This window comes from Pseudomonas oryzihabitans (genome assembly GCF_014522265.1).
Taxonomy (GTDB): domain Bacteria; phylum Pseudomonadota; class Gammaproteobacteria; order Pseudomonadales; family Pseudomonadaceae; genus Chryseomonas; species Chryseomonas aestiva.
In genome coordinates, this window is record NZ_CP017024.1 from 4,670,419 (window position 1) to 4,690,122 (window position 19,704).

A 19,704-nucleotide genomic window follows, 5' to 3' on the forward strand; every position below is an offset into this window, starting at 1 on the left:
GCGAGCGATTGAGCACCGCCCGCTGGTCCGCCAGGACGCGTCCACCACGCAGCAGCGGCACCAGCAGGATCAGCACCGCCAGGATCAGCAGCAGTCCGGCCAGCCCCCAGAAGGTCAGCATCCTGGCTCCTCCTCCTCGGCCTGCAGCGCGGCCAGTCGCTGGCGTTCGGCGTCGCTCAGCGTCTGCTCCGGGCGGCGGCGCCGCGTCAGGACCAGCAGCAGCCCGGCGCCACCCAGCAGACCCAGGCCCGGCAGCAGCCAGAGCAGCAGGGTGCGACCCTCGAAGGGCGGCCGATAGCGGATGAATTCGCCATAGCGCTGCTCCAGGTGGGCGACGATCTCGTCATCGTTCTGCCCGGCCGCCATCAGGCGCTGGATCTCGCGGCGCAGATCGCCGGCGATGGGCGCATTGGAATCGGCCAGGTCCTGGTTCTGGCATTTCGGGCAGCGCAATTCGCGGGTCAGCGCCTGGAAGCGCGCGCGTTCGGCGTCGTCGCGAAAGCCATAGGGGTCGATGGCCGCGTGGCTCAGGGTCGACCAGACCAGCAACAGCAGCAGCCAGCCGACCCTCATGGCGTCGCCACCAGGGCCCGGTAGCGCGGCCCGAGGTCGGTGTCCCAGAAACGCTGATCGATTACCCCGACATGGCGATAGCGCACCACGCCGCGGGCATCGATGAGAAAGGTCTCCGGCGCGCCATAGACACCCAGGTCCAGCCCCAGCCGCCCTTCGTCGTCACGGATATCGAGCTGGTAGGGATCGTGGAATTCCGCCAGCCAGCGGCGGGCGCTGGCCTGGTCGTCCTTGTAGTTGATGCCATGGATCACCACGCCCTCGGCCTTGAGGCGAGTGAGCACCGGATGCTCTTCCCGGCAGGCCACGCACCAGGTGCCCCAGACATTGACCAGCGCCGGGCGGCCGAGCAGATCCTCCCGGGTGAACAGTCGTTGGTCCTGTACGCCCGGCAGCGAGAACGCCGGAAACGGCTGGCCGACCAGCGCCGACGGCAGGGCCTGGGGATCGCGATAGAGTCCGCGAAAGAGCAAGCCGGCCAGCACCAGGAAGGCCAGCAGTGGCAGGCAGAGCAACAGGCGACGACGCATCAGGCGGACTCCGCGGCAGCGGCAGGGGAAGAGGATCGCCGGCGGCGATAGCGCGGATCGGCCAGGGCCAGCAGGCCGCCCAGGGCGGTGAGCAGGCCACCGAGCCAGATCAGCCGGACGAAGGGCTTGATCTGCAGGCGCACGGCCCAGGCGCCTTGCCCCAACGGCTCGCCGAGGGCCACATAGAGATCGCGGGTCAGGCCGGCGTCGATGGCGGCTTCGGTCATCACCGCGCCGCTGGCCAGATAGCGGCGTTTTTCCGGGGTCAGCAGGGCGACCACCCGCCCCTCGCGCTCGACCTGCAGCAGGGCGCGTTCGGCGCTGAAATTGGGCCCCTCGTAATGCTGGGTGCCAGCGAAGCCGAAGCGATAGCCCTGGAGTTCGACGTGCTCGCCCGGCGCCAGGCGCAGATCGCGTTGCACATCCAGCTGACTGGCCAGCACCACCCCCAGGGCCAGCACCGCCAGCCCCAGGTGGGCCAGGTGCATGCCCCAGTAGCTGCGTGGCTGACTGCCCAGGCCACGGCGCCAGCCCAGCGCCACCACCTTGCCCAGCACGTCGCGCAGCGCGGTCAGCAGGATCCAGGCCGCCAGCGCCAGCACCGCCAGGATCGCCGTCCTGGGCTGGTCCAGCCACCAGCCGGCCAGCCCCGCCAGGACGGCGCAAGCCAGCAGGACGGGCGCCAGCAGGCGCACCAGCCAGCGCCCCGGGCTGCTTTTCCAGCGCACCAGCACCCCGACGCCCAAGGCCAGCATCAGCAGCGCCATCAGCGGCACGAACAGCAGGTTGAAATAGGGCGGCCCCACCGACAGCTTGGCCCCGGTCAGGCTGTCGATGATCAAGGGATAGAGAGTACCGAGCAGGACCGTAGCGGCGGCGGTCACCAGGATCAGGTTGTTGACCAGCAGCAGCGCCTCGCGGGAGGCCAGGCTGAAAACCGCCGACCCGCCGAGCGCCGGCGCGCGCCAGGCGAACAGCGCCAGGGAGCCGCCGACCACCAGCAGGAGGAAGGCCAGGATGAAGACGCCGCGGGTGGGATCGCTGGCGAAGGCATGCACCGAGGTCAGCACCCCCGAGCGCACCAGAAAGGTCCCCAGCAGGCTGAGCGAAAAGGCGGCGATGGCCAGCAGCACCGTCCAGCCCTTGAACAGACCGCGTTTCTCGGTCACCGCCAGGGAGTGCAGGAGCGCCGTGCCCACCAGCCAGGGCATGAAGGAGGCGTTTTCCACCGGATCCCAGAACCACCAGCCGCCCCAGCCCAGCTCGTAGTAGGCCCACCAGGAGCCCAGCACGATGCCGCAGCCGAGAAAGGCCCAGGCCAGCAGCGTCCAGGGCCGTGCCCAGCGCGCCCAGGCGGCGTCCAAGCGCCCTTCCAGCAAAGCCGCCAGGGCGAAGGCGAAGGCCACCGAGAAACCGACATAGCCCATGTACAGCATGGGCGGATGCAGGATGAGCCCTGGGTCCTGCAGCAGCGGATTGAGGTCGTTGCCCTCCCGCGGAAATTGCGGCAGCAGGCGCGCGAAGGGATTGGAGGTGGCCACCAGGAAGGTCAGGAATCCCGTGGCCACCAGCCCGAGGATGCCCAGCACCCGCGCCAGCAGGGCCTGGGGCAAGGACCGCGAACAACACGCCACCGCCAGACTCCAGCCCGCCAGGATCAGCGCCCACAGCAGCAGGGACCCCTCGTGGGCGCCCCAGGTGGCGCTGACCTTGTAGTACCAGGGCAGGCGACTGTTGGAGTTGGCCGCCACATAGGCCACCGAGAAGTCGTCCTGCAGAAAGGCCCAGGTCAGGGCGGCGAAGGCCAGTGCCAGGAACAGCCACTGGCCGAGGGCGGCCGGGCGCGCCAGGCGCATCCAGTCGGCCTGGCCGCGCCAGGCGCCCAGCAGTGGCAGGGTGCCCTGCACCAGGGCCATGATGAGCGCCAGCTGCAGGCAGAGTTGCCCGAGTTCCGGGATCATGGCGTCGGCCTCGCGCCGTCCAGCGGTCGCCCGGCCTGGCGCAACGCCTGGCTCACCTCGGGCGGCATGTATTTCTCGTCGTGCTTGGCGAGGATCTGATCGGCGACCAGACGCCCCTGGTCGTCGAGGCGGCCCAGGGCCACCACGCCCTGCCCTTCGCGGAACAGATCCGGCAGGATGCCGGCATAGTTCACCCGCACCTCCTGCTGGAAGTCGGTGATGACGAAGGTCACCGCCAGGGAATCCGCGGCGCGTACCAGGCTGCCCTTCTCCACCATGCCGCCGGCGCGGATGCGGGTAGCGGGCGGCGCCTCGCCCCGGGCGATCTGGCTCGGGGTATAGAAGAGGTTGATGTTCTGCTCCAGGGCGCTGAGGGCCAGCGCCGCCGCGCCCCCTACGCCCAGCAACAGCAGCAGGATCCACAGCAGCCGTCGACGGCGGACCGGATTCATGGCCGCCGCTCCCGCCGCCAGCGCTGGCGCAAGGCCCGCTGCAGTCGGCGACGCGCCTGCCAGCCGTGCAGCAGCAGACCGCCGAGGATGACCAGGGTCAGGCCGAAGGCCGGCCAGACATAGAGGCCGTGGCGGCCCATGCCCAGGACCTGCGCCCATTCCACTCCGCTCACGCGCCCTCCTCGCCCAGTTCCAGGCGTACCCAGCGACTGCGCCACTCGCGCCTGAGCACCTCCAGGCGCATCCGCTGCAGCAAGACGCCAGCGAAGAACAGATAGAACGCCAGCACCATCACCAGCAGTGGCAGCCACATGGCGGCGGGCATCGGTGGCCGCGCCACCAGGCTGAAGGTGGCCGGCTGGTGCAGGGTGCTCCACCACTCCACCGAATACTTGATGATCGGCAGATTGACCGAGCCCACCAGGGCCAGGATGGCGCAGGCACGGGCGGCGCTCTCGCGATGCTCGATGGCCTGCCCCAGGGCGATCACGCCCAGATAGAGAAACAGCAGCACCAGCATCGAGGTGAGCCGGGCGTCCCAGATCCACCAGGTGCCCCAGGTGGGAATGCCCCACAGCGACCCCGTGGCCAGGGCGATCACCGTCATCCAGGCGCCGATCGGCGCGGCCGCGCGCAGGGCCACGTCAGCCAGCTTGAGACGCCAGACCAGGCCGATGGCTCCGGCGACCGCCAGCAGCAGATAGCAGGACTGCGCCAGAAAGGCGGCCGGCACATGCACATAGATGATGCGAAAGCTGTCGCCCTGCTGGTAGTCCGGCGGGGCCAGGAACAACCCCCACACCAGACCCACGGCCAGCAGCACCCCGGCCAGCGCCAGGCAGGGTCCCTGCAGGCGGCCGGCCAAACGATAGAAGATGGCGGGAGAGCCCAGGCGGTGCAGCCAGGTCCAGTTCATGTCGTCCTCGTCATTGGGCCGCGCCGATGCGCAGGCCGGCGGCGACCGCCAGGGGCGCCAGGGTCAGGGCCAGCAGAGTCAGGCAACCCAGCCAGAGCAGCAGTCCCGTCACCGGCAGGCCAAGACGCGCCGCGTCCAGGGTGCTGGCGCCCAGGATCAGCACCGGGATCTGCAGCGGCAGGTTGAGCAGCGCCAGCAGCAGCCCGCCACGGGCCAGGCCCACGGTGAGGGCCGCGCCTATGGCACCGATCAGGGTCAGGGCCAGACTGCCCAGGGTCAGGGCCGCCAGGGTCGCCGGCAGGGCCGCGGCGGGCAACCCCAGCATCAGCGCCAGCAGCGGCGTCAGGGCCACCAGGCCGAGGCCGGCGAAGCACCAGTGCACCAGCAGCTTGAGCAGTACCAGCAGCGGCAGGGGCTGGGGTGCCAGCAGCCAGAGCTCCAGCGAGCCATCCTGCCAGTCGCTGCGAAACAGGGCTTCCTGGCCGAGCAGCAAGGCCAGCAGCAGTGCTATCCACAGGAGGCCTGGTGCCAGGGCGGCCAGCTGCTGGCTATCGGGGCCCAGCGCCAGGGGAAAGAGGGTCACCACCAGGGCATGGAAGGCCAGGGGCGTGAGCCACAGCGCCGGACGGCGACAGGCCAGGCGCCCTTCGCGCCTGAGGAAGGCCAACCAGGCGCCGCTCATCGGCCACCGTCCAGCCAGAGCAGCCGATGCCCTTCGGGGACGACCTCCAGTTCGCGGTGACTGGTCAGTACCAGGGCGCCGCCTGCTGCGCAATGGGCGCGCAGGCGCGCTTCCAGCTGCGTGCAGGTGCTGGCGTCGAGGGCGGTGAAGGGTTCGTCCAGCAGCCAGAGCCGCGGCGGTTCGGGCAACTGGAGCCGGGCCAGGGCAACGCGCCGACGCTGGCCGGCCGACAACTGCCCACAGGGCTCGTCCGCCCAGTCGGCCAGGCCTACCGTTGCCAGGGCGACCCGGCAGGCCTCACTCGTGGTCGGGCGCCACAGATTGGCCAGACTGTGGAGATTTTCCACCGCCGTCAGCCCCTCGGCGATGCCGGGCGCATGGCCCAGCCAGAGCAGTTCGGCCGCGGCGGGCCGGCGCACCTTACCCGCGTCCGCCGGCAGCAGTCCCGCCAGGATGCGCAGCAGGCTGGTCTTGCCACAGCCGTTGACGCCCCCGATCCGCAGCGACTCGCCCGCCGCCACGCTCAGACTCAGGTCGTCGAACAGCAGGCGACCGCCCCGTTCGCAACGGAGCGCGACGGCGTCGAGCAGGGGCTGATTCAAGACAGGGGATCTCACGGCACTAAAGTCGGTCGGGCGCTGGCCGTTAACCCGGCACACGCCCTTGAAGGCGCGCCATTATACACAGGCGATTCCACCGGACCTGCCCGATGACTTCCATCTCCGCGATCCAACCCAGCGTCGGCGTCACGCCCGCCCTGCCCGTCCGGGCCGCGGCGGCGCAGGCATCGGACGCGGGGGCGCAGATCCTGCAGGCCCTGCAATCCCTCGACGACCTGATTCCGCCCGGCAGCACCGCGACCGCCGAGGTACTCGCCACCCGTCCGGCCGGCCAGAGCTTCCAGTTCCTGCTGCAACTGCAGCTGGCCGAGGGTGGCAGCGTCCTGCTCACCACCCAGAGTCCGACCAACAACTTGCCGGTGGGCAGCCAATTGCTGGTGAGCACCCTCGGCTCCACCCAGCTGGCGGTGCTGCTGCAGAGCCTGGAGGGCGACGCACCACCGCCGCCGCTGCAGCAGCTGGATCTGCGCCAGCTGCCGGTGGGCACGACCCTGCAATTGCGGGTGCTGAGCAGCCTGCTGCAACAGCCACCTGGCGCGACGCCCACCTACGAGGTGATCGCCAAGGCCCTGAGTTCCAGTCTCGAAGGTCGCCAGCTCAAGCTGGAATCACCCCGCCCGGTACCGGTGGGCAGTCTGCTGACCGTGGTGATCAAGGACAGCCAGGAGGTCACGGTGCTGCCCATGGCGCAGCGCCTCGACCAGCTCGACATCAATCGCCAACTGCAGGGCCAGGGGCAGCGCCAGCTGTCGATGAATGCCCTGCTGCAATGGCTGGAAGACGTCCCCGAGGCAGAGCTGCCACCGTCGGTGGGCGCGGCGCTCAAGTCCCTGCTGGCCAATCTGGAAACCACCGAGGCCCTGGGCACGCCCCAGGGCTGGGCCCGCGCCCTGGCGCGCAGTGGCCTGCAACTGGAGCAGCAATTGCTGGATCGCGGCGGTCCCGATCTCCAGGAGGACTTCAAGGCCAACCTGCTGCGCCTGGTGGATCGCCTGCTGGCCAGCGTGCCGGGCGAGGCCCTGCGCAATCCCCAGGTCGCGATCCAGACCGCCCAGCAGAATCTGCCCGATGCCTTGCGCCGGGCGCTGGGGGACGCCGCCACCGCCAGTCGCCAGCCCACCGCCCTGGACTTTCCCCTGGGCGAACGCGATGGTCGCGGCCTCAGTGCCGCCAACGCCGAACTCGACGAATTGCTGCAACTGGCCACGGGCGTCATCGCCCGCCTGCAGACCCACCAGCTGGCCAGCCTGGCCCAGACCCAGGTCCTGCCCGATGGCTACTACCTGTCCACCTGGCAGACCGAGATTCCCTGGCGCGATGGCGAGCGCCTCGGCGCGGTGCAGGTGCGCTTCCAGGAAGAACGACCACCGCCGGATAACCGTGGTGAAGCCCGCGACAGCCTGTGGAAGGTGGAACTGGCCTTCGACCTGGCGCCGCTGGGCCCGCTGCAGGTGCGGGCGCAATTGGCCAGCGGCCGGCTGTCGAGCGAATTCTGGGCGGAAAAAGGCGCCACCGCGACGCTGATCGATACCGAATTGCCCCATCTGCGCGACCGCCTGCTGGCGGCCGGCTTCGTGGTCGGCGACCTCAGCAGCCGCCAGGGCCGTCCCGCACGCCATCCGCGCACCACCCTCGAACAACGCTGGATCGACGACACCGCATGAGTACAACCGCCGCCCGCCAGGCCATCGCGCTGTCCTATGACGGCAGCAGCGCCCCCATCCTCTCCGCCAAGGGCGATGCCGAACTGGCCGAACTCATCCTGGCCACGGCCCGGGAGCACGAGGTGCCTATCTACGAGAACGCCGACCTGGTGCGCATCCTGGCGCGCCTGGAACTGGGCGCCGAGATCCCCGAGGCGCTCTATCGCACCCTGGCCGAGATCATCGCCTTCGCCTGGCACCTCAAGGGCAAGTGCCCGGCGCATCTGGCCGACCAGCCGGATCTGTCGCCGGGTTGGGAAAGGATGCCGTAGGAATCGGTCCTCACGGCCATGGCGGCCCGCCGATGCGGCCGGGGCCAGTAGGAACGGCCCATGGCCGCGATCTGCCGTGTAGCCTGGATAACGGCGCAGCCTTATCCACCCTTCGAGTCGGCCTGCCCGTGGAAAACGCCATGCGGTTTTCCACGGGCAGGCTGATCGCGATCTTGCCGCGGCTGGTGGAGATGAACGCCCACTCGAACAGCCCCCTCTCCCTCCGGGAGAGGGTTGGGGTGAGGGTGCCCCCGGCAGTCACTCCCAGCGAAAAACGCTGCGCGGTTTTCACGCGACGACACTACGAATCGTTTTATCGTGGCCATGGGCCGCTCCTACGGGGAATGATGCGCTTGCAGGGGCGCCCACATCGGTGGACCGCCATGACCGCGATCAAGCAATCCAGCCAGCGGAATCGACCTACCCCCGCCGCAACGAATGCCCGACGGCGCCCTTCTCGGCCACCTTGGCGGCGTCCCAGAGTGCATCCATCTCTTCCAGGCTGGCCTCCTGGGGCGTTCTGCCCTGAGCGTTCAGGCCTTCCTCGATATAGCGAAAGCGCAGCTCGAACTTGGCGTTGGCCTGGCGCAGGGCGTCCTCGGCGTCGACCTGCAGGTGCCTCGCCAGATTGACCATCACGAATAGCAGATCGCCGACCTCTTCCGCCACCTGGGCAGCCTGACCGTTCGCCATGGCCTCGCGCACCTCGTCCAGTTCCTCCTGGATCTTGGCCACCACCGACATGGCGTCGGCCCAGTCGAAGCCGACATTGGCCGCACGCTTCTGCAGCTTGGCCGCGCGACTCAGGGCCGGCAGCGCGGCCGGCACGTCATCCAGCAGCGAGAGCTGCTCCGGCGCCGCGGCCTTTTCCGCGCGCTCCTCGGCCTTGATTTCTTCCCAGCGGCGCTTGATGGTCGCCTCGTCCAGTCGCGGCAGGTCGAGCGGGCCATGCAGGTCGCCGTCGGGAAAGACATGGGGATGGCGCCGCACCAGCTTGCGGGTGATGCCATCCACCACCTGGGCGAAGTCGAAATGGCCATCCTCGCGACCCAGCTGGCTGTAGTAGACGACCTGGAACAGCAGATCGCCCAGCTCGTCGCGCACCTGCGGGAAATCCCGCCGGGCGATGGCGTCGGCGACCTCGTAGGCCTCTTCCAGGGTGTGGGGCACGATGCTGGCGTAGTCCTGGCGCAGATCCCAGGGGCAGCCGTGTTGCGGATCGCGCAACCGGGCCATGAGGTGCAGCAGATCGTCGAGCTGGTACATGGATGAATCCTGTTACTGGAAAAGAACGAGGCGCCAGGAGGCGCCTCGTGGGGTCGTCGTCACATCTCTCAGGCAGCGCGATTGCGCCGGGCTTCGATGATGTTGGGCAGCTGGGAGATGCGCCCGAGCAGGCGGCCGAGCGCGTCCAGGCCGGGGATCTCGATGGTCAGCAGCATGTTGGCGGTGTTTTCCTCGCGATTGGAGCGGGTATTCACCGCCAGCACGTTGATCCGCTCGTTGAGCAGGATCTGCGAGACATCGCGCAGCAGACCGGAGCGGTCGAAGGCCTTGATCACGATGTCGACCGGATAGGTCTGCACCGGCACCGGGCCCCAGCTCACCTGGATGGTCCGCTCCGGCTCGCGACTGGCCAGCTGCAGGGCGTTGGCGCAGTCCTGCCGGTGGATGGTCACGCCACGGCCGAGGGTGATGTAGCCGACGATGGCATCACCCGGCACCGGCTGGCAGCAGCCGGCGATCTGGGTGAGCAGGTTGCCCACGCCCTGGATCTGCACATCGCCACGCTTGCCCGGCTTGTTGGTTGGCTTGCGCGGCAAGTGATCGAGGGTATCGAGGCCCTTGTCCGGCTCCACCAGCTGCTGGGCGGCGTGCATCACCTGGGCCAGGCGCAGATCGCCGGCGCCCAGGGCCGCGAGCATGTCCTCGGAGCCCTTGTAGTTGACCTTCTCGGCCAGGGTGTTGAAGTCCACCGGGGGCAGTGCCAGGCGCGACAGCTCGCGCTCGACCATGGCCTTGCCAGCGGCCACGTTCTGGTCGCGCGCCTGGAACTTGAACCAGTGGACGATCTTGGCCCGGGCCCGCGAGGTGTTGACGTAGCCGAGGTTGGGGTTGAGCCAGTCGCGGCTGGGCGAGCCCTGCTTGCCGGTGATGATCTCCACCTGCTCGCCGGTCTGCAGCTGGTAGTTCAGCGGCACGATGCGGCCGTTGATCTTGGCCCCGCGGCAGTTGTGGCCGATCTCGGTGTGCACCCGATAGGCGAAGTCCAGCGGCGTCGCGCCCTTGGGCAGGTCGATGGCGTGGCCGTCAGGGGTGAAGACGTAGACCCGGTCCGGCTCGATGTCGACCCGCAGCTGATCGGCCAGGCCGCCGATGTCGCCCAGCTCCTCGTGCCATTCCAGCACCTGGCGCAGCCAGGAGATCTTTTCTTCGTAGTGGTTGGAGGCCGACTTGACGTCGGTTCCCTTGTAGCGCCAGTGGGCGCAGACGCCCAGTTCGGCCTCTTCGTGCATGGCATGGGTGCGGATCTGCACCTCCAGCACCTTGCCCTCCGGACCGATCACCGCAGTATGCAGGGAACGGTAGCCGTTCTCCTTGGGATTGGCGATATAGTCGTCGAACTCGCGGGCAATATGCCGCCACAGGGTATGCACGATGCCCAGCGCGGTATAGCAGTCACGCACCTCGGGCACCAGCACCCGCACGGCGCGCACGTCGTAGATCTGGCTGAACTCCAGGCCCTTGCGCTGCATCTTCCGCCAGATGGAATAGATGTGCTTGGCGCGCCCGCTGAGGTCGGACTTGATGCCGGTGGCGGTGAGTTCGTCACGCAGCTGCTGCATGACGTCGGCGATGTATTGCTCGCGATCCAGCCGCCGTTCATGCAGCAGGGTCGCGATCTGCTTGTACTGCTGGGGCTCCAGGTAGCGGAAGGACAGGTCCTCCAGCTCCCACTTGATATGGCCGATGCCCAGCCGGTGGGCCAGGGGCGCGTAGATGTCGGCGACCTCGCGGGCCACCCGGTTGCGGCGCTCTTCGGTGGCGTTCTTGACCGCGCGAATGGCGCAGGTGCGCTCGGCCAGCTTGATCAGGGCCACGCGCACGTCGTCGACCATGGCCACCAGCATGCGGCGCAGGTTGTCGACCTGGGTCTGGCTGCCCAGCACCATGGACTTGCGCGGATTGAGACTCTCGCTGATCGCCGCCATGCGCAGCACGCCTTCGATCAGCTTGGCCACCACCGGCCCGAAATGCTCGGCCGCCGACTCCAGGGTCGCCTTGCCCTCGCGCACCGCCCGGTAGACGATGGCGGCGATCAGGCTGTCCTGATCCAGCTTGAGGTCGGCCAGGATCTCCGCCATCTGCAGGCCGGTATGGAAACTGGAGGTCCCCTCCGCCCAGGTGTGCTCGACCTGGCCGGAATTCTCTTCCGCCGTGCGGGCGAAGCCGCAGGCGTCCAGCAAGGCCTCGCGATCGAGATTCGGATCCACGCTCTGGATATGATCCAGCCAGGCGTGGAGGTTGATGCTGCCATCGACGTTGACTGGCTGATGCGCTCTGACCTGTACCATCTACCCCTTCCTCACGGCGTAGCCTTCTCGCCGGATTGGCTCGCATCGGTTGGCGAGCCGTCGTTACCCGGGCATCCTGCCCGCTTCGAACAGCACCATGGCTTCCACATGGGCGGTCTGCGGGAACATGTCGAGAATGCCCGCTCTTGTCATGCGATAGCCCTGTCGGACCAGCTCCCCGGCATCCCGTGCCAGGGTGGCCGGATTGCAGGAGACGTAGACCAGCCGCCCGATACCCAGGCCGCTGAGCTGCCGAACCACTTCCAGCGCACCGTCGCGCGGCGGATCCAGCAGGGCCAGCGAATGGCTGTCCAGATCGGCGGGTAGCGGGTTCGACAGATCCACCTGTAGAAAGTGCGCGTTGCCGATGCCGTTGTCACGTGCATTTTGTATTGCCCGGGATGTCATCGCCGCGACCCCTTCGATACCGGTAACCGCCGCTGCCTGCCGCGCCAGCGGCAGGGCGAAGTTGCCCAGCCCGGAGAACAGATCGAGCACCCGGTCATCCGCCGTCGGCGCCAGCCAGTCCAGCGCCTGGGCGACCATGGCCTCGTTGATGGCGGCATTGACCTGGACGAAGTCGCCCGGCTGATAGGCCAGGGTCAGGTCCCAGGACGCCAGCCGGAAGCCCAGCCTGGCGTCGGCCTGATCCGGCTGCGGCTCGCCCTTGCCCTGCCACCAGAGCTGGACGCCAGCCGCCGCGCAGAAGTCGCGCAGGCGCGCCTGGTCGCCCGGCAGCAGCGCCCGGGTATGGCGCACCAGCATGGCCGTTGCCGTGCCCTGGAAGAGCTCCACATGACCGATCGCCTGGGGCTGTTCCAGCCCGCTCAGCAGGTCAGGCAGCGCGCGCAGCAATGGCTGCAGCTCCGGCACCAGTACCAGGCAGTCGTCGGGGGTGACGATGTCCTGGCTGGCCTCGGCGCGAAAGCCCACTTCCAGGCGGCTCTGGCGTTCGTCCCAGCGCACCGCGATGCGGGCGCGGCGGCGATAGCCGAATTCGGGACCGACCATGGGCGCGGCCCAGCCCAGCGGCTGCACCCCGGCCAGACGGCGGAATTGCTCGGCCAGGGCTTCCTGCTTGAGGGTCAGCTGATCGGCATGGGGCAGGTGCTGCAGGGTGCAACCGCCGCAGCGGTCGGCCACGCTGCAGGGCGGTGTACGCCGCAACGGACTGGCCTCCAGCACCCGAAGGGTACGGGCCTCGACCACCTGACTGCGGGCGCCGAGCACCCGCGCCTCGACCTGCTCGCCCGGCAGGGCGCCGGCGACGAACCAGGTCCGCCCGCCTTCGCGCGCGATGCCACGCCCGTCATGGGACAGCCGCTCGATGCCCAGCAGCTGCCGCTTGCCGGTCGGTACCCCGGTCGCCCGGGCGCCACCGGCTGGTTGAAAGCGCAGCCCGCCGCCGCCTCGCTTAGCGCGCGTCATAGACGCCGGTCGACAGGTAGCGATCGCCTCGGTCACAGATGATCGCGACGATCACCGCATTGTCCACTTCCCGGGCGATGCGCAGGGCGCCCGCCACCGAACCGCCGGACGACACGCCGCAGAAGATGCCTTCTTCCCGCGCCAGGCGACGCATGGTGTCTTCGGCCTCCTGCTGCCCCATGTCGATGATGCGATCCACGCGGCTGGCCTCGTAGATCTTCGGCAGATAGGCCTCCGGCCAGCGGCGGATGCCGGGGATGGCCGCGCCCTCCTCCGGCTGCAGACCGACGATCTGCACCTTGGGATTCTGCTCCTTGAGGTAGCGCGAGGTGCCCATGATGGTCCCGGTGGTGCCCATGGAGCTGACGAAATGGGTGATGCTGCCATGTGTCTGGCGCCAGATCTCCGGCCCGGTGCCCAGGTAGTGGGCCACCGGATTGTCGCCATTGCCGAATTGGTCGAGCACCTTGCCGCGGCCTTCGGCCTGCATGCGCGTGGCCAGATCCCGCGCGCCTTCCATGCCGTCTTCCCGACTGACCAGGATCAGCTCGGCGCCATAGGCGGTCATGGCCGCCTTGCGCTCGGCGCTGGAGTTGTCAGGCATGATCAGGATCATGCGGTAGCCCATGATGGCGGCGGCCATCGCCAGGGCGATCCCGGTATTGCCGGAGGTGGCCTCGATGAGGGTATCGCCGGGCTGGATGTCGCCACGGGCCTCGGCCTGGCGGATCATCGACAGCGCCGGGCGGTCCTTGACCGAACCCGCCGGGTTGTTGCCTTCCAGCTTGAGCAGCACGGTACTGCGGGTGTCGCCGGCCAGGCGCTGCAGGCGCACCAGCGGCGTGTTACCGATGCAATCGGCGATGGTGGGATAGTGCAGACTCATGAATCAGCTCGTTCCGCCAGGGGTGAAAGCCTTCCATGATACTCCCAAAGCCTCGCCGACCCTACCCATCCGGCGCCTGGCTAGGGCCGGCGGGTGGCGGCGCCGTCGCTGGCCACCTCCAGGGCGGCGGGCAGGCTCAGCGACAGAATGCCCTCCGGCCCCAGGTTGGGCTGCACCTGGGGGGTCACCTGCATCCCCGGCAGTCCACCCAGGCGCTCGGCCAGTCGCCTGGCGGCATCGGGGGCGACCTTGCGGGTCAGGTCCTCGGTACCGGAATACAGCCAGAGCTGTACCGGCCGGGCGCCGCCCACGCCCTGGAATTCCTCTGCCCGCTTGAGGATGTAGCCCTGCTGCCAGCCATAGGCGACATCGCTCGCCACGTAGCGCTGGAAGGCCTGCGGCTGCCGATAGAGGGTGTCGAGCACGAACAGTCCGCCGTAGCCATGGCCCCAGAGGGTCTGGCGATTGGGGTCCACCGGCACGCTCTGGGTCAGCAGCGGCTTGATGCGCTGCTCGATCAGGTCGAGAAAGGCCCGCGAGCCTCCCGCCGGCCAGTCCTTGCGCACGTCGTCGCGCGTGCGGCCATTGCCCACCGCCGGGGTGTAGTCGTAGGTGCGTTCCTGCATGGCGTCCGCGGCATCGGCGTAACCGATGGCCACCAGCACCGGCGCGCTCTTCAGTTTATGGGGGACAGCCAGACATCCTGCAGTTGCGCCAGGGCGGCATCGCCGTCGAGCAGGAACAGCGCGGGATACCCCATCATCGGCGCCGGCTGCTTGGGAATGCCGATATAGACCCGATAGCGGCGCTTGCCGTCCGCCGAGTCGAGCAGGTGCGTCTCGAAGCTGTAGTACATCGACCCCCGCTCCACCAGGGTGGTCTTCTTCGGCTCCTGGGCCTGGCTCGACGCCATCCAGCCGGTTCCCAGCAACAGGGCGCCCGCCAGCATCAGACTGCAACTCTTCTTCAAAGGATCTCCTCGAACACGACCGCACCGGAACGACCGGCAGTCCCTACCAGACCGCCGATGGGGTCAATGGTTGTGCACCCCGGCCAGGGACCGTGGCAGCCTTCGCGGATTTTCGCGAATCGGCGCGCCAGGGGGTGCGACCCCTTTCGCAAAGACTCTCTTTACATTTGGTAAAGGGGTTAGACTCGCCAAATTTCCTCGGGGACGCGCAGTGCTGGACGAATTGGGACTCAAGGGGCGCATCCTGCTGTTGAGCGTCCTCCCGACCTGCTGCATGGCGGCCCTCCTGGGGGTCTACTTCAGCTGGGTGCAGCTGTCCGACATGCGCAGCCAGCTCATCGAGCATGGCCAGCTGGTGGCCCAGCAGATGGCCCCACTCATCGCCCCGGCCATGCGCACCGGCGACAACGACCAGCTCAACCGTATCGCCCAGCGCGCCCTCGACCAGGCCGATGTCCGGGCGATCAGTTTTCTGGATGCCGACGGCAACCTCCTCGCCCACGCCGGCCCCTCGATGACCGTGGAGCTCACCGGGCGCGACTACCAGACCATCAGCATGAGATCCGGGCTGGACATCACCCACTTCAACCTGCCGGTGCAGACCCATGATCTGCGCCTGACCCGCAGCGACGGCAGTCCGGCCACGCCCCAGACCCTGGGCTGGATTCAGCTCGAACTCTCCCATCACGCCACCCTGCTGCGCGGCTATCGCAACCTGGTGGCCGGCCTTCTGCTGATCCTGCTCGGCCTGGCCTTCACCGCCTTCATCGCGGTGCGCATGGGCCGCCGGATCAACCGGCCCCTGCAGGTGATCGCCCACGGCGTCAGCCAGTTGCAGGAAGGTCGCCTGGAGACGCGCCTGCCGACCCAGCTCGGCAGCCCCGAATTCGACGAACTGGCGACCGGCATCAACCGCATGGCCGAAGCCATGGAGAACGCCCAGTTCGAGATGCAGAACAACATCGACCAGGCCACCGAGGACGTCCGCCAGAATCTGGAAACCATCGAGATCCAGAACATCGAACTGGACCTGGCGCGCAAGGCGGCGCTGGAAGCCAGCCGCATCAAGTCGGAATTCCTGGCCAACATGAGCCACGAGATTCGCACCCCGCTCAACGGCATCATCGGCTTCACCAACCTGATGCAGAAAAGCGAGCTGACCCCGCGCCAGCAGGATTACCTGAGCACCATCCAGAATTCCGCCGAGAGCCTCCTGGGCATCATCAACGAGATCCTCGACTTCTCGAAGATCGAGGCCGGCAAGCTGGTGCTGGAGAATCTGCCGTTCAACCTGCGTGACATGATCCAGGACACCCTGACCATCCTGGCGCCCTCGGCCCATGAAAAGCACCTGGAGCTGGTCTGCCTGGTCTACCGCGACACACCGACCCACCTGGTCGGCGATCCGCAGCGTCTGCGCCAGGTGCTCACCAACCTGGTGAGCAATGCCATCAAGTTCACCCATTCCGGCACCATCGCCGTGCGCGCCATGGTCGAGGAAGAGACCGACGACCATGCCCAGCTGCGCATCAGCGTCCAGGACACCGGGGTCGGCCTCACCGACGAAGACCGGCAGATGCTGTTCCAGGCCTTCTCCCAGGCCGACAACTCCCTGACCCGGCAGGCCGGCGGCACCGGACTCGGCCTGGTCATCTCCAAGCGCCTGATCGAGCAGATGGGGGGCGAGATCGGCCTGGAGAGCATTCCCGGCGAGGGCTCGGAATTCTGGATCACCCTCAACCTGCCCAAGGCCCACGGCAGCGTCGAGAGCCACAAGCGCATCGCCCTGGCCGGTCGTCGCGTCGGCCTGGTGGAGCCCCACCCCCTCACCCGCCAGGCACTGCAGCACCAGCTGGAAGAATGCGGCCTGAGCGTGGAGCCGTTCGAGACCCTGGAGCAGCTCAGCGAAGCGGTCGCCCACCCGGCCTCCGGCAAGCTGCCGGTCAGCCTGGCGGTGCTCGGTGTCAGTGCCCGCAGCATCCCGCCGGATCTGCTCACCGAGCGCATCTGGGAGCTGGGTCGCCAGGACTGCAATACCCTGGTCTATTGCCCCACCACCGACCAGGCGGTGTTCCATGCCTCCCTGCCCGATGTCCATTGCCAGCTGCACGCCAAGCCGGCCTGCAGCCGCAAGCTCGAGCAGGCGGTGGCCGAGCTGCTCAACCAGCGCCCGCAACGCAACGAGAGCGGTGGCCTGGGCATCACCGACCGCCCGCCGCGGCTGCTCTGCGTGGACGACAACCCGGCCAACCTGCTGCTGGTGGAAACCCTGCTGACCGATCTCGGCGCCCAGGTCACCGCGGTGGAAAGCGGCTACGCGGCGGTGGAAGCCGTCCAGCAGGAGCGCTTCGATCTGGTGTTCATGGACGTGCAGATGCCCGGCATGGACGGCCGCCAGGCCACCGAGGCGATCCGCGACTGGGAAGCCAGCGAAGGCGGCACCCCGGTGCCCATCGTCGCCCTTACCGCCCACGCCATGGCCAACGAGAAGCGCGCCCTGCTGCAGAGCGGCATGGACGACTACCTCACCAAGCCCATCAGCGATCGGCAGCTGGCCCAGGTCATCCTCAAGTGGACCGGCCTGCGCCTGCTGCACAGCTCGGCGCCCGAGGTCACCAGCCTCAACAGTGGTGGCCAGGACATTTCCACGCTGGCGGTGATGGATGCGGACGAAGGCCTGCGCCTGGCGGCCAACAAGCCGGATCTGGCCAAGGATCTCCTGAGCATGCTGCTCGCCTCCCTGGCGGCGGACCGTCAGGCCATTCGCCAGGCCCGCGAAGACGGTGACCGCATCGCCCTCATCGAGCGCGTCCACCGCCTGCATGGCGCCACCCGCTATTGCGGCGTGCCCCAGCTCCGCGCCGCCTGCCAGCACAGCGAAACCCTGCTCAAGCAGGGCGCGCCGACCTCCAGTCCGGCGCTGGAAGAACTGGACGCGGCCATCGTCAATCTGTCCGCCCAGGCCAAGAGCCCGCTCTAGCGGGCTAGTCCTCGAACAGCCTCAGCTGCAGTGCCGCCTCGCGCAGATCGGTCAGGCGCACGCCCACCCCGAGCAGCCGTACCGGCCGATTGCCGCGCCGGTAGGCCTGCTCCAGCAGGCGCCGATAGCTGTCGAGATCACGACCGGCGCCCTGCTGTTCCAGGGTGGTCTGGGTGAAGTCGTGGAACTTGACCTTGATGAAGGGTCGCTCCGGGCGATAACGATCGGCCAGCCGCGTCAGCCGCTCTTCGAGCTTGGCCAGCAACTCGGGCAACTCCTGCGCACAGGCGGCGGCATCGGGCAGATCGCGGTCATAGGTGCGCTCCACGCTGGCCGATTGCCGCTGGCTGTCCACCTTGACCTGGCGCTCGTCGATGCCATGGGCCAGTGACCAGAGGCGCTCGCCGAAGCTGCCGAACTCGCGCAGCAGATCGAAGCGCGACCAGGTCTGCAGGTCGCTGCAGAGAACGATGCCGCGGCGCTTGAGCTTGTCGGCGGTGACCTTGCCCACGCCATGCAGCTTGGCCACCGGCAAGGCGGCGACGAAGTCGTCCACCTCGTGCGGGGCGATGACGAACAACCCGTTGGGCTTCTTCCAGTCGCTGGCGATCTTGGCGAGAAACTTGTTGGGCGCCACCCCGGCGGACACCGTGATGTTCAACTCCTGCCACACCCGCCTGCGGATATCACGGGCGATCAGGGTGGCGCTGCCGTTGAACAGCTCGCACTGGGTGACATCCAGATAGGCTTCGTCGAGTGACAGCGGCTCGATCAGCTCGGTGTAGTCCTGGAAGATGCCGTGGATCTGCCGTGATACCTCCTTGTAGACCTCGAAGCGTGGCTTGACGAAGACCAGGTCGGGACAGAGCTTCTGCGCCTGGTGGGACGACATGGCGGAGCGCACGCCGAAGGCCCGGGCTTCGTAGTTGCAGGTGGCGACGACCCCACGACGATCAGGGGTCCCGCCTACCGCCAGCGGCTTGCCGCCCAGGCGCGGATCGTCGCGCATCTCGATGGACGCATAGAAGCAGTCACAGTCGACATGGATGATCTTGCGCTGGCGCTTGGGTGGTAGCTGGGCGGGAGGACTGTCCGGAGCCATGGAGAGAGATGCCGGGCCGGGCTTGGCGGCTGATTATCCGTACAGTAAGCCAAGACCGCCCGGATTTGTCCATGGCGGACGACGAATCGCCCGTTAACCGACGTCCTGCAGCAGGCGTTGCCGATGGACGACCTCTTCGCGCAGCTCATCGACCACCGCCTTGAGGTCATGGGCATGGTGCAGCTGATCGTAATAGAGGTGGCGCTCGGCGATCACGCCGTCGGGCGTGGTGATCATCAACCGCGCGAAATGCTCGCTGCGCTCGAAGAACTCGATGCGACCCAGGCCCTGGAGATGTTGGAGCAAGGTTTCCAGCAGCAGATTCATGGCGGCCCCTTGGACTTTCCTGGTCAAACGGTTCGGTCGCGCTGCCCATCGTCGAAAGGTGCACCCTCGTCGCCGGCGATGACGGTCCGATCTTCTATATGGCCGGAGCGAACATGACGGGACGTGGTGTCCAGCAATTCCTGCGCCGCAGCGCGGAGCGTCTGCATGTCGTAGACGAGCAATTCGACTTTCTCCACGACCTGAAGTGCCATCTCCGACGCACCTTTGGCACTGCTGCCGGTAAGCGCCAGGGAAAGATTGCACAACTGGGCGACCAGTGTCGCTATATCGTGATCCATCACGCGCATGATGCGCTGATCCAGACGACTCGAATCCTGGGTAGGGTGCATGAGGTTCTCCATAACACCCATCGAGGATAGCACATGGCCACCACCTGCCCTGGCCCTTAGCGGCGTTTTGCTATCACCTTCTCACTTGATCGCGCAGAGGCTCTCATCGGGTTTCCGGACCCTTTGCCGGCTAGATGGGTCGACTGAGGACGTACCCCTAGGAGAACCCCCATGAAGCGCCCTCTACTCGTGTCCTCTGCCCTGCTCCTCAGCCTCATGCTGGGTGGCTGCTTCGATCGCGACCAATCTGATCAGCAGAACCGCTCCAGCGGCGAAAAGGCGTCGGTGCAGATGCAGAAAAGCGATGGCGACAAGTAGGCCCGTCCCTGCTTGGTAAATAAGCCTTTGATGAATATTAAATTTTTCCTTGACGAATT

At 67.7% G+C, this 19,704-nt stretch carries 21 protein-coding genes and 1 pseudogene; 4 read left to right on the plus strand and 18 right to left on the minus strand.

Annotated features, from left to right (window positions below; translation table 11 throughout):
• Positions 1 to 13 precede the first annotated feature (13 nt).
• The 9 genes and pseudogenes from BGI51_RS24230 to ccmA all read right to left on the minus strand — a co-directional run.
• A pseudogene (locus BGI51_RS24230) lies at positions 14 to 121 on the minus strand (hypothetical protein); the annotation flags it as partial.
• Positions 115 to 573: a cytochrome c-type biogenesis protein gene (locus BGI51_RS21550; RefSeq protein ID WP_133861103.1), complete on the minus strand. Its 459-nt coding sequence runs from the start codon at positions 571 to 573 to the stop codon at positions 115 to 117. The pseudogene BGI51_RS24230 and the gene BGI51_RS21550, both read right to left, overlap by 7 nt.
• Complete coding sequence (locus BGI51_RS21555) at positions 570 to 1,103, minus strand: DsbE family thiol:disulfide interchange protein (protein WP_187979692.1); 534 nt, start codon at positions 1,101 to 1,103, stop codon at positions 570 to 572. The genes BGI51_RS21550 and BGI51_RS21555 overlap by 4 nt, the downstream gene beginning before the upstream one ends.
• A complete protein-coding gene (locus BGI51_RS21560) occupies positions 1,103 to 3,064 on the minus strand; it encodes a heme lyase CcmF/NrfE family subunit (RefSeq protein WP_187979693.1) in 1,962 nt (653 codons plus the stop codon). Before BGI51_RS21560 ends, BGI51_RS21555 begins: the two co-directional genes overlap by 1 nt.
• The gene (ccmE, locus tag BGI51_RS21565; RefSeq protein WP_187979694.1) at positions 3,061 to 3,516 is read right to left on the minus strand and encodes a cytochrome c maturation protein CcmE; all 456 of its coding nucleotides are present in this window, start codon (positions 3,514 to 3,516) and stop codon (positions 3,061 to 3,063) included. Before ccmE ends, BGI51_RS21560 begins: the two co-directional genes overlap by 4 nt.
• Positions 3,513 to 3,689: a heme exporter protein CcmD gene (gene ccmD / locus BGI51_RS21570; RefSeq protein WP_187979695.1), complete on the minus strand. Its 177-nt coding sequence runs from the start codon at positions 3,687 to 3,689 to the stop codon at positions 3,513 to 3,515. Before ccmD ends, ccmE begins: the two co-directional genes overlap by 4 nt.
• Entirely contained in the window at positions 3,686 to 4,432 is a 747-nt protein-coding gene (locus BGI51_RS21575) for a heme ABC transporter permease (protein WP_133861108.1), read from the minus strand. The genes ccmD and BGI51_RS21575 overlap by 4 nt, the downstream gene beginning before the upstream one ends.
• A 10-nt stretch (positions 4,433 to 4,442) precedes the next feature.
• Entirely contained in the window at positions 4,443 to 5,114 is a 672-nt protein-coding gene (ccmB, locus tag BGI51_RS21580; RefSeq protein ID WP_187979696.1) for a heme exporter protein CcmB, read from the minus strand.
• On the minus strand, positions 5,111 to 5,716 hold the full coding sequence (ccmA, locus tag BGI51_RS21585; RefSeq protein ID WP_187979697.1) for a cytochrome c biogenesis heme-transporting ATPase CcmA: 606 nt from the start codon (positions 5,714 to 5,716) through the stop codon (positions 5,111 to 5,113). The genes ccmB and ccmA overlap by 4 nt, the downstream gene beginning before the upstream one ends.
• A gap of 107 nt (positions 5,717 to 5,823) precedes the next feature.
• Between ccmA and BGI51_RS21590 the strand changes: the two genes are divergently transcribed.
• Together BGI51_RS21590 and BGI51_RS21595 are read left to right on the plus strand one after the other, a co-directional pair.
• The gene (locus BGI51_RS21590) at positions 5,824 to 7,398 is read left to right on the plus strand and encodes a flagellar hook-length control protein FliK (RefSeq protein WP_187979698.1); all 1,575 of its coding nucleotides are present in this window, start codon (positions 5,824 to 5,826) and stop codon (positions 7,396 to 7,398) included.
• Positions 7,395 to 7,709: an EscU/YscU/HrcU family type III secretion system export apparatus switch protein gene (locus tag BGI51_RS21595; RefSeq protein ID WP_133861112.1), complete on the plus strand. Its 315-nt coding sequence runs from the start codon at positions 7,395 to 7,397 to the stop codon at positions 7,707 to 7,709. The genes BGI51_RS21590 and BGI51_RS21595 overlap by 4 nt, the downstream gene beginning before the upstream one ends.
• A gap of 420 nt (positions 7,710 to 8,129) precedes the next feature.
• On the opposite strand, the gene mazG is transcribed toward BGI51_RS21595, so the two are convergent.
• The 6 genes from mazG to BGI51_RS21625 form a co-directional block, all read right to left on the minus strand.
• On the minus strand, positions 8,130 to 8,975 hold the full coding sequence (gene mazG, locus BGI51_RS21600) for a nucleoside triphosphate pyrophosphohydrolase (protein ID WP_187979699.1): 846 nt from the start codon (positions 8,973 to 8,975) through the stop codon (positions 8,130 to 8,132).
• A gap of 68 nt (positions 8,976 to 9,043) precedes the next feature.
• Positions 9,044 to 11,284 carry a GTP diphosphokinase gene (gene relA / locus BGI51_RS21605; RefSeq protein ID WP_133861114.1) on the minus strand — a complete coding sequence of 747 codons (2,241 nt, stop codon included), beginning with the start codon at positions 11,282 to 11,284 and terminating at the stop codon, positions 9,044 to 9,046.
• Between the two features lie 63 nt (positions 11,285 to 11,347).
• Positions 11,348 to 12,712, minus strand: coding sequence for a 23S rRNA (uracil(1939)-C(5))-methyltransferase RlmD (gene rlmD / locus BGI51_RS21610; RefSeq protein ID WP_187979700.1), 1,365 nt, complete (start codon positions 12,710 to 12,712; stop codon positions 11,348 to 11,350).
• Entirely contained in the window at positions 12,699 to 13,598 is a 900-nt protein-coding gene (gene cysM, locus BGI51_RS21615) for a cysteine synthase CysM (RefSeq protein WP_007158967.1), read from the minus strand. The genes rlmD and cysM overlap by 14 nt, the downstream gene beginning before the upstream one ends.
• A gap of 80 nt (positions 13,599 to 13,678) precedes the next feature.
• Entirely contained in the window at positions 13,679 to 14,263 is a 585-nt protein-coding gene (locus BGI51_RS21620) for an alpha/beta hydrolase (RefSeq protein WP_187979701.1), read from the minus strand.
• Between the two features lie 11 nt (positions 14,264 to 14,274).
• Positions 14,275 to 14,568: a hypothetical protein gene (locus tag BGI51_RS21625; RefSeq protein WP_187979702.1), complete on the minus strand. Its 294-nt coding sequence runs from the start codon at positions 14,566 to 14,568 to the stop codon at positions 14,275 to 14,277.
• 211 nt (positions 14,569 to 14,779) lie between these two features.
• Between BGI51_RS21625 and BGI51_RS21630 the strand changes: the two genes are divergently transcribed.
• Positions 14,780 to 17,548 (plus strand): response regulator, encoded by a 2,769-nt coding sequence (locus BGI51_RS21630; RefSeq protein ID WP_133861116.1) that lies wholly within the window; start codon positions 14,780 to 14,782, stop codon positions 17,546 to 17,548.
• 4 nt (positions 17,549 to 17,552) lie between these two features.
• Here the strand turns inward: BGI51_RS21630 and dinB are convergent, their stop codons facing one another.
• The 3 genes from dinB to BGI51_RS21645 all read right to left on the minus strand — a co-directional run bounded on the left by dinB (position 17,553) and on the right by BGI51_RS21645 (position 19,327).
• The gene (gene dinB / locus BGI51_RS21635) at positions 17,553 to 18,650 is read right to left on the minus strand and encodes a DNA polymerase IV (protein ID WP_187979703.1); all 1,098 of its coding nucleotides are present in this window, start codon (positions 18,648 to 18,650) and stop codon (positions 17,553 to 17,555) included.
• A 93-nt stretch (positions 18,651 to 18,743) separates the two neighbouring features.
• Positions 18,744 to 18,977 (minus strand): hypothetical protein, encoded by a 234-nt coding sequence (locus tag BGI51_RS21640; RefSeq protein ID WP_017642220.1) that lies wholly within the window; start codon positions 18,975 to 18,977, stop codon positions 18,744 to 18,746.
• Between the two features lie 23 nt (positions 18,978 to 19,000).
• Positions 19,001 to 19,327, minus strand: coding sequence for a hypothetical protein (locus BGI51_RS21645; RefSeq protein WP_187979704.1), 327 nt, complete (start codon positions 19,325 to 19,327; stop codon positions 19,001 to 19,003).
• Positions 19,328 to 19,498: 171 nt separating this feature from the next.
• Here BGI51_RS21645 and BGI51_RS21650 point away from each other — a divergent pair, with 171 nt between their 5' ends.
• Positions 19,499 to 19,645, plus strand: coding sequence for a hypothetical protein (locus BGI51_RS21650; RefSeq protein WP_166655896.1), 147 nt, complete (start codon positions 19,499 to 19,501; stop codon positions 19,643 to 19,645).
• The last annotated feature ends 59 nt before the right edge of the window (positions 19,646 to 19,704 follow it).

Coding starts and splice junctions, on each gene's coding strand:
- BGI51_RS21550 (WP_133861103.1), bottom strand. CDS start 573: ATGAGGGTCGGCTGGCTGCTGCTGTTGCTGGTCTGGTCGACCCTGAGC.
- BGI51_RS21555 (WP_187979692.1), bottom strand. CDS start 1,103: ATGCGTCGTCGCCTGTTGCTCTGCCTGCCACTGCTGGCCTTCCTGGTG.
- BGI51_RS21560 (WP_187979693.1), bottom strand. CDS start 3,064: ATGATCCCGGAACTCGGGCAACTCTGCCTGCAGCTGGCGCTCATCATG.
- ccmE (WP_187979694.1), bottom strand. CDS start 3,516: ATGAATCCGGTCCGCCGTCGACGGCTGCTGTGGATCCTGCTGCTGTTG.
- BGI51_RS21575 (WP_133861108.1), bottom strand. CDS start 4,432: ATGAACTGGACCTGGCTGCACCGCCTGGGCTCTCCCGCCATCTTCTAT.
- ccmB (WP_187979696.1), bottom strand. CDS start 5,114: ATGAGCGGCGCCTGGTTGGCCTTCCTCAGGCGCGAAGGGCGCCTGGCC.
- BGI51_RS21590 (WP_187979698.1), top strand. CDS start 5,824: ATGACTTCCATCTCCGCGATCCAACCCAGCGTCGGCGTCACGCCCGCC.
- BGI51_RS21595 (WP_133861112.1), top strand. CDS start 7,395: ATGAGTACAACCGCCGCCCGCCAGGCCATCGCGCTGTCCTATGACGGC.
- mazG (WP_187979699.1), bottom strand. CDS start 8,975: ATGTACCAGCTCGACGATCTGCTGCACCTCATGGCCCGGTTGCGCGAT.
- relA (WP_133861114.1), bottom strand. CDS start 11,284: ATGGTACAGGTCAGAGCGCATCAGCCAGTCAACGTCGATGGCAGCATC.
- rlmD (WP_187979700.1), bottom strand. CDS start 12,712: ATGACGCGCGCTAAGCGAGGCGGCGGCGGGCTGCGCTTTCAACCAGCC.
- cysM (WP_007158967.1), bottom strand. CDS start 13,598: ATGAGTCTGCACTATCCCACCATCGCCGATTGCATCGGTAACACGCCG.
- dinB (WP_187979703.1), bottom strand. CDS start 18,650: ATGGCTCCGGACAGTCCTCCCGCCCAGCTACCACCCAAGCGCCAGCGC.
- BGI51_RS21640 (WP_017642220.1), bottom strand. CDS start 18,977: ATGAATCTGCTGCTGGAAACCTTGCTCCAACATCTCCAGGGCCTGGGT.
- BGI51_RS21645 (WP_187979704.1), bottom strand. CDS start 19,327: ATGCACCCTACCCAGGATTCGAGTCGTCTGGATCAGCGCATCATGCGC.
- BGI51_RS21650 (WP_166655896.1), top strand. CDS start 19,499: ATGAAGCGCCCTCTACTCGTGTCCTCTGCCCTGCTCCTCAGCCTCATG.